The 7,959-nt window shown below is 52.2% G+C and carries 8 protein-coding genes; 3 read left to right on the plus strand and 5 right to left on the minus strand.

What is annotated here, in order from left to right; translation table 11 throughout:
- Positions 1–374 precede the first annotated feature (374 nt).
- A complete protein-coding gene (locus FD744_RS25930) occupies positions 375–515 on the plus strand; it encodes a replication initiation protein (protein WP_306439702.1) in 141 nt (46 codons plus the stop codon).
- Between the two features lie 537 nt (positions 516–1,052).
- On the opposite strand, the gene FD744_RS24950 is transcribed toward FD744_RS25930, so the two are convergent.
- The 4 genes from FD744_RS24950 to mobQ all read right to left on the minus strand — a co-directional run bounded on the left by FD744_RS24950 (position 1,053) and on the right by mobQ (position 4,245).
- Positions 1,053–1,550 carry a hypothetical protein gene (locus tag FD744_RS24950; protein ID WP_160869972.1) on the minus strand — a complete coding sequence of 166 codons (498 nt, stop codon included), beginning with the start codon at positions 1,548–1,550 and terminating at the stop codon, positions 1,053–1,055.
- Positions 1,551–1,902: 352 nt separating this feature from the next.
- Positions 1,903–2,148, minus strand: a complete 246-nt coding sequence (locus FD744_RS24955; RefSeq protein ID WP_160869974.1) for a hypothetical protein — start codon at positions 2,146–2,148, stop codon at positions 1,903–1,905.
- Positions 2,149–2,151: 3 nt separating this feature from the next.
- Complete coding sequence (locus FD744_RS24960) at positions 2,152–2,355, minus strand: antitoxin VbhA family protein (RefSeq protein WP_160869976.1); 204 nt, start codon at positions 2,353–2,355, stop codon at positions 2,152–2,154.
- Between the two features lie 120 nt (positions 2,356–2,475).
- A complete protein-coding gene (mobQ, locus tag FD744_RS24965; protein WP_160869978.1) occupies positions 2,476–4,245 on the minus strand; it encodes a MobQ family relaxase in 1,770 nt (589 codons plus the stop codon).
- A gap of 155 nt (positions 4,246–4,400) precedes the next feature.
- On the opposite strand from mobQ, the gene FD744_RS24970 reads away from it, so the two are divergent.
- Together FD744_RS24970 and FD744_RS26020 are read left to right on the plus strand one after the other, a co-directional pair.
- Positions 4,401–4,679 carry a hypothetical protein gene (locus tag FD744_RS24970; protein WP_160869980.1) on the plus strand — a complete coding sequence of 93 codons (279 nt, stop codon included), beginning with the start codon at positions 4,401–4,403 and terminating at the stop codon, positions 4,677–4,679.
- Between the two features lie 72 nt (positions 4,680–4,751).
- Positions 4,752–7,235 (plus strand): type IV secretory system conjugative DNA transfer family protein, encoded by a 2,484-nt coding sequence (locus FD744_RS26020; protein WP_202403726.1) that lies wholly within the window; start codon positions 4,752–4,754, stop codon positions 7,233–7,235.
- A gap of 249 nt (positions 7,236–7,484) precedes the next feature.
- Here the strand turns inward: FD744_RS26020 and FD744_RS24980 are convergent, their stop codons facing one another.
- Positions 7,485–7,814, minus strand: coding sequence for an entry exclusion protein 1 (locus FD744_RS24980; protein WP_237449461.1), 330 nt, complete (start codon positions 7,812–7,814; stop codon positions 7,485–7,487).
- Between the last annotated feature and the right edge of the window lie 145 nt (positions 7,815–7,959).

Consider the following 7,959-nt stretch of genomic DNA (forward strand, 5'->3'; position numbering starts at 1 on the left):
ACTGTGCCATGCCATGAATTACCCCCTGTGAAGATGGCACACTACAAGACATGCACTGTATCAGGACAATAGCGCAAGCACACGGGCCAGACGCGACATGAAGGGAATGCAAACACGTTTTTCCATAGGCTCCGCCCCCCTGGCGAGCATCACAAAAAATGGACGCTCAAGCCAGAGGTGGCGAAACCTGACAGGACTATAAAGATCATCACCGTTTCCGGCGAATCGCTCCCTCTTGCGCTCTCCTGTTCCGACCATGTCGTTTACCGGATACCTGACCGCCTTTCTCCCTTGCGGGACATGTGGCGCTTTCTCATAGCTCACACTGTAGGTATCTCAGCTCGATGTAGGTCGTTCGCTCCAAGCTGGGCTGTATGCAAGAACCCCCCGTTCAGCCCGACTGCTGCGCCTTCTCCGGTAACTATCGTCTTGAGTCCAACCCGGATAGGCACGACTTATCGCCACTGGCAGCAGCCATTGGTAACGGATTTACGGAGCGAAGAAAGTACACTTAAAGTACACTGAGAGTTCTTGAAGTGTTGGGCCTGTTGAGGCTACACTGAAAGGACATTTTTGGTTACTGCGCTCCGTTAAAGCCAGTTACCGCGGTTAGTAAATCTGCCAGGATTAACTAACCTTCGAAAAACCACCTGCCAGGGTGGTTTTTTCGTTTAGACAGAAAGATACTCGCCAAGAGTTTGTTTAGTCAATGTACTTAGGCTTTAAAGGAAAGCTTTCTTCACATTTCATCCTCTTAGTAACTCTCGAAATATCACCTGCCGGAATAAATAGCACGTTTTGCCTAATTTATAAGATCATAATAGCGCAGTATTATTAGCGTGGGCTCAATAAGAGCAGGGCTTCCAGATCATCAGGCGACATTGGATCGGAAGTGTGGATTGTGCAGACACGCCATCTGCATGGTAGCGGCATCTGGTTTCGGCCAGTTGGCATGTGACCCAACCTCTAGAGGTTAGCTAAGCAAGCGCTGCGACTACCAGCCCACCTAATTTCAAATGAAAAAAGGCACCTTCTCAGGTGCCTTTTTTCATTTAAGCTCCGGGAAATCCTTCGATCACCGCCACTGCCTTACCATTTGGTGTGCGATTACGGTAAGCCGTAACGACGCTGTAATAAATCTCTGCTTCACCTATAGGCCAAGCGGATAGTACTACACAGCCTTTTCGCCCTCTAAGGACGATAAGCCGCTCATACCCCTTCATCGAATCAAACTCACAAACAATGTTTGTACCGTGAACAATGATGTCAGATACAAAACGTGGCACATCGTAAAAAGTTGGATAGCCCCATTTTATAAGGTCATGCCCACGCTCTTCCCAAATGTGACGCATACCGAAACCTTTGTGCGGCCCTATGTGTTTGCCTGCTCTAAGGTAGATCTCGCCTCCAGGCTGTGACAGTAGCTGGCTTGTTACCCTGACAATTCCCCAGCACTCAAGCCCTGTAACGGGATGCAATATATTAAAGTCTTCGTGATGAACAAATTCGGCAGGTACTTTTTGCGGTGGAAGAGCTTTAAAGCGTGACATTAAGTAGATTCCTTACCCTTGGTGATGGTTCCTTTATCACGTAACGACATCCCGTCTCAGAACCGTACTTTGATTCTATCTAATGCCATAGTTTGATGCTCTTTCATATGAGATCGCGTACAGGCATTTTTTACTCACGCTGCCTCTAGATTTACCATAACATCTGTTAGCGGCACCCCCTGAGAAGCCCTCAGAGCGTTTCTGTCACGAGCGGGCCGTTTTCGGCACCTTTCTATGCCCATATTGAGAAAAACCGCACCTGATGATTTCTAAGCGGCTGCATGACTATGCATGGAAGTGAATGGTTCGCGGTTTCATCCCGTTTTTGATACGAGTGCCACCAAATAACTGGTTAATCCTTTCGTAAGAGATGACTTTTCAGCTTTTCTAGCGCCATTTCCTCAGCCTGTTTATGGGCTTCATTATTTGTCATTCCCCAGGCGAAACCCCAGTATTCCGGGGATGCTGGATTCAAAATTTCTTTCCCATTCGAATCATAAATATGAGTCACTTTGGCCTCATAGCATGCCCCTCCTGGCAGGGGTCTAATCTTTGCCACCGAAGTTCGCATTCTTACATTTTCAAAATCAGTGCCCATCCCTTACTCCTCATCCAAAGTTGGCCCTTTTTCCAGGCCTGTGAAGTAGGCACGGATTTCTTCCCGCCCCTGTTCGTAAGTGATCTCGCCCGAAATAATACGGGACTTAATGGACTCATAACGCGGAGTTCCGCTGGGATCCATACCTTCCAGCCTCAGGCTCGCTTCTGCTTTCGTAAATCCCCTGCGGCGCTGTTCTTCGCTCATATGTAACCACCATATGTCATTAGATAACGTGAATCAGTACAATGCGGCCAGCCCGTTCAGACACCTGATCGGTCTGGCCGGGTGAGGTATGCAGCGCGGTTGGCGCTGTGCTGCATACCGCTAACGCCCCCGGCCGCCGCGCTCGTTCTGACGATCTTTATCCGCCTTATTCCTGAACTTCTCAAGGAGCTGCTCCCGCTTGCTGAGTCCGGGCTTGTTACCCTGCTCCTGTTCTTTTTTCTCCTCACTGAGCGTCTCGTTCTGCAGTGAGGCCAGATGAGAAGCCTTTTCCAGTTCGGCGCGTTCGGCTTTGTCGGCCTTGTCTCTCCGGGCATCACCGCGCTGCTTAAGTTCTTCGATAGTTTCCTGTTTCATGCCTGTCCTCTCCTGCTTACGGGCCTGTATACGGGATCGATATGCTGCCTGCTCCTGCGCTTTTTTCTGAGTATCAAGCGCTTTAACCTGTCCGGCCAGGGCTGGGTTGTCTCTGGCGGCCAGCGTGTCTGCCAGCCTTTCTCCCGGAGAGGATGTCTCATAAGAGCCGGACTTCCTCATGTAACCTCTGACCAGACTGAGACGGTTTTTAAGCTGTAACAGACGGCGGTCGAGGCCGTCTTTTATGTTTTTCCATGCGCTGGATGCCTGCTCGTAGGCGCTTCGCTTAAACATCCCCATCAGGCCTGCGGGTTGTTCAGGTCGTATCTGCTCATGCGAGGATATCTTTTCCCTCTGGCGTTCAACCTGTGCCGCCCCCCGGGCGGCAATCCGGCCGGCTTTTTTCTGCACGTATGCCAGCTTGTCACGCCGCAGATTCTGCCATTCCAGCCGGACTAGCTCCGGGGACATGGGTTTTGCCGGGCCGGGTTTTTCCGGCGATGGCATATGACTGGCGCTGCTTTCCGCTCGCTCTACCTGCCGCGATAAACCGGATCGGTTATCAATATCCAGCGTTTCCAGGTCGGAAAGCGTGCGCAGTCGGCCTCTGGCAAAAGCCGGTGGTGCTTGATTTTTCGCTAAAGCTGTCTGCCGACGCTCCTGTGAAGAAGCCGGAGAACTCTTTTCAGGTGCAGCTGCTGCTCTGATTTTTTCCCGCATCCCCTCAAGCATGTCCAGCCCTCGGGAAAGCGTCCTGATTTGATTGTTCTTGAGGACGATTTGGCGCTGCTCGTTGCCACGGTCAGTCGCAATCCCTCGTTTTTCCATGTGAGCTGCAGTGTGACCAATATGGATGGTCGGCAGCCTTTCCAGCCTAGCGGCTTTCTCGTTGTCACCCTGCGATAGCGCAACTGCGTGCTGTGCCTCAAGCGAACGGTGATCGATCCGTTCATCAAGCCCGGCTTTCTCCAGATGATGGTTAGTCATCCGGGCCCAGGCTTCTCGCCACTGGCTGACTTCTCCGCTTTTGAAGTCATCGAGCTCGCGGGTCTTGTCGGTAAAACCTTCGGCTGTCAGTCGGCGCGTACTGCAGAGAACGTGCGCATGGTAATTGCGCTGGTCGCCTTCTTTGCCTGGTGAATGGATAGCAGCATCAACGGCCATGCCGTGACGCTCGACCAGTGAGCCGCAAAATTCCCGGAGCAGGTCAAGCCGCTGCTTTCCGTCAAGTTCAGACGGAAAAGCGATTTCAAACTCTCGTGCAACGGTCGAATTACGGCGGTTCTCTTTTTGCTCTACGGCATTCCAGAGTGATTCCCGCTGGCTGGCCCATTCTGGCGCATCGGACGGAAGAAAAATCTCCGAATGCTCAACACCAGAACGGCGGGTGTAATCATGAATAAGTCCGGTTCTTTCATCGGCAATTCTTGAACCTGTGCGATAGGCAATCGCCGCCGTGGCCGAACGGCCAGCGCTGCGGCTGATTGTCTTTACGCTGAGGTGAAAAATTGCCAACCGATTATTCCTTTTTTCATTTGAATTTGGGTGCAGGGTGAAACCCTGCCGCACGCAAACTCGTAGAGTTTGCATAAGTGCGCCCTTCGTAATACTTCGGGTTGAAATATATCAGCAATGGCGTTATTGTTCAAATTTGAACCAAAGGAGGGACGATGGCAAAAAACAGAGCTGAAAAACTGGAAGAACTGCGCCTTAAAGAATCGCAGATTAAGGCGCAGATTCAGCAGCTGAAACAGAAAGACCAGGCAGAGGAGAGAAAGAAAGACACGCGCCGTAAGATTCTCATCGGTGGCGCAGTTATGGCCAAGATAAAGCGCGGGGAATGGAATTATCAGCAGCTTATCGATCTACTTGAAAGCGAGCTGAAAAATGACAGAGACCGGGCGTTGTTTGACGAAATGAATTTAAAGGCGGTTGACGCCAGAAAGTAAATATTTTACCCCGACATTGGGCGACGCCAATCGCCGATTGCCGGATGAAAAATCTGATCAGGAGATTTAACCGTGAAAAAACACTTCTTTGCCGGGCTGTTTTTTGCAGCCACAGTGCTGCCCGCAGGACACGCCGCAGCGGAAACATTTACCCGCTGTCATCCCAACTCGATGCTGTGGGAAACCATGAGCGACGAGCAGCTGAAAAATATTGCCCGGCTGCAGGAAACAAAGCGCTGCCAGGCTGTTAACGATACTTATGACCAGTGGCAACAGAATTTTCAGAGCATGGGTGATGCTGAGAATGCCATACGGAGCGCGCGCGCTCGCCAGAACTGGAACGATGTAAAGCTCGCCTTCGATAAAGTCTCACCTCAGATAAACGAGCTTCACAGGCTGGCAGAGAGCAATTCATCGTTAATGGGGGCGGGTAACATTCAGGCGCTTTTTGGTGGTGACCTGAATTACCTGTTTCAGAATGCCAGGCTTGTTGCTCCGGCCAGCGCCGATGGCCTGACTGATAGCGTCAGTCAGATGCTGACGGAACCGGACAAACAAAGTAAAGCTGCAGGCATCGCACAGCAGCTGGTCTATCAGTCGCGGGTCAGGGCGCAAAGTTTTATCGAGGGCATTGCCCGGAATGCAGGCGACCAGGCAGAGAAACCATACCGGACTCAGTCAGATCAAATCGTTGAAGAAAAAGCGAAAAAATTCAGAGGTGACAGTGTGGAAGGATACTTCGGCGGTATTCTGGCACGGATAAGCCAGGTATATGCGCCCGTTCTGTTGTTCCTGATTATAGTGGCCGTAATGGGCGTGGTGACCGCACGGCGGGTCAGGCTGGATGCCTTTACGGCATCGGTAAAGGCCGTCATGGCCGCAGTGGTACCCGCCATTGCCCTGGCGATCGCGCTGATATTTATGCCGTTCCTGCCATCGTGGGTGCTGTATGCCGCAGCGCTGGCCGCAACCTTCGCTATTTACTCGCGCAGCAGGCAAATCCTTGGGGGACTCGCTTCGCGCTGCAGGCGTTTCCCCGCGCTGGCCGCAGGTCTGCGCTGGATAGGTGGTTTTGTATCGGGCATTGATGCTGACAGGAAACCGGAAAGCGGCGCCGCTTCCGCTACGCCTGCAGCGCACCATACGCACGGTTCGTCACGCTGGGGAACACCTGCAGAAATGCAGGAAAACAATCACCTGTTACCAAAGGCCAAACAGACGGGATTTACACTGGCCCGCGAGGTTTCGCCTCCGGCCGGAACGGACGGTAAATTTTGCTTTACCGGGCATGTTGTGACTATCGCACCAACCGGGAGCGGAAAAGGCATCGGTGCGGTCATCCCTAATCTGCTGACTTATCAGGGGTCAGCGCTGGTCTTCGATCCAAAAGGCGAAAATGCAGAGGTAACCGGTCGTCGTCGTCGTGAAATGGGACAGAGTGTCCATGTTATTGACCCGTTCGGCGTGACCAGCGGTGTGAAAGAGTCAGTAAACGTTCTGGATCGTCTTAATGTGGCCAGCCCGGACTGTGTGGCCGAATCTGCCGTACTGGCTGAAAGCCTCGTTGTGTCGGAGAAAGGCGGTGACGGCAACCACTTTGACGAGTCAGCCCGGACGCTGCTGCAGGGGCTGATGCTGCATGTATCAGCATTACCCGACGCATCCCGGCGCAATCTTGCCGAACTGCGCCGCCTGATCACCAGTGATGAAGAAAACCTGTTAACTGTGCTGGCCGATATGGCCTCAGATGAAGATATTGCTTTCGGCATCCCGGCGCGTGCGGCCAACACCCTGATGGGTATGGCCGACCGTGAGCGTGGTTCTGTGCTGTCTACCGCCCGTAAAAACACGGCCTTTCTCGACGATCCGCGTGTAGCAGCTGCACTGTCACATTCTGACTTCGACCTGTCCGCCATTAAGGCGGAAGTGATGACCGTCTATCTGGTGTTACCTGCCAACCGCATTGCCGCCAATACACGTTTTGTTCGCCTGTTTATTGGTTCGGTAATCTCAGCCGTCACGGAATCGAAGGCAAAACCCGCTCACAACGTTGCTTTCATCCTCGATGAGTTCAACGTTCTGGGCTATATGAAGTCAATTGAGGACGCAGTCAGCCTGTTAAGAGGCTACGGCCTGTCTTTCTGGGTGTTCCTGCAGGATTTGTCACAGCTGAAAAGCACCTACCCTAAATGGCAGACGTTCCTGGCAAACTCCGCAAAGACCTTCTTCGGGACAGATGACTATGACACGGCCAAATACGTGAGCGATACCCTGGGTAAATCGACGGTTGAATTTGAAACACAGAATTCCGGGCGAAACTCTGGCGGCGGGGTGTCAGGCGGTGGCGGCTCAGTCAATCGCGGGCGTTCTTCGGGGTCAAGTCAGCAGTTTGCCGGGCGGGAGCTACTGACGCCTGATGAGGTGATGAGGCTGGGACCTACACGTCCTATTGTGATTCTGAAAGGTGAATACCCGTATCAGCTGAAACGTATTAACTATCTGGAAGACCCTGAGTATGCGGGGATGTCAGATCCGAACCCATACTACGGCGCATGATCTTAGTTATCGTTTTAGGCGTTCTTTGTGCTCTGATTTTTGGCCGGATATTGCTTCCGGCCTTATCCGCTGTCGCCTTCGTGATAGGCATACCGATATATTTCTCTTTCCGGTTTGTATGCGCGTTCATCTGGACGCTGATGACACAAAACAGGCACAGTGCCGTCACTGAAAAGCCACCGGAAAAGAAAGAGCCTGAAACGCTGCCGGATAATGTGATCAGCTTCGACCACGAAAAAGAGAAAAGGACTAAGTAGGCTTTTTCTGCCAGAAACGCCACCAACGTGCCGCTGTAACAGGCGGCTTTTCTTCCTTGTGCTCAAGCCTGAGCAGCATGGATTTCAGCTCAGCCACTTCCTGCCGCAGAACCCGGATTTCAGCCATCATTTCGCTATCTGAATCTGTGCCATCAGGCTGTGCCACCGTGTGCCGCTCAGTAGTGCCATCCTGTTTAATTTCACCATAGACCCGAATCAATTCCGACGTCTCAAGCTCACGATGACCACTGGCATTATTACGCCATGAGACACGGCCTGATGCCATATCGCGATAAAGAGTTCTGCGGCTTTTCCCGGTCATCTTCTGTGCCTGTGACACACTGTGCCATGCCATGAATTACCCCCTGTGAAGATGGCACACTACAAGACATGCACTGTATCAGGACAATAGCGCAAGCACACGGGCCAGACGCGACATGAAGGGAATGCAAACACGTTTTTCCATA

This window comes from Pantoea sp. Taur (assembly GCF_009830025.1).
Classification (GTDB): Bacteria; Pseudomonadota; Gammaproteobacteria; order Enterobacterales; family Enterobacteriaceae; genus Pantoea; species Pantoea communis.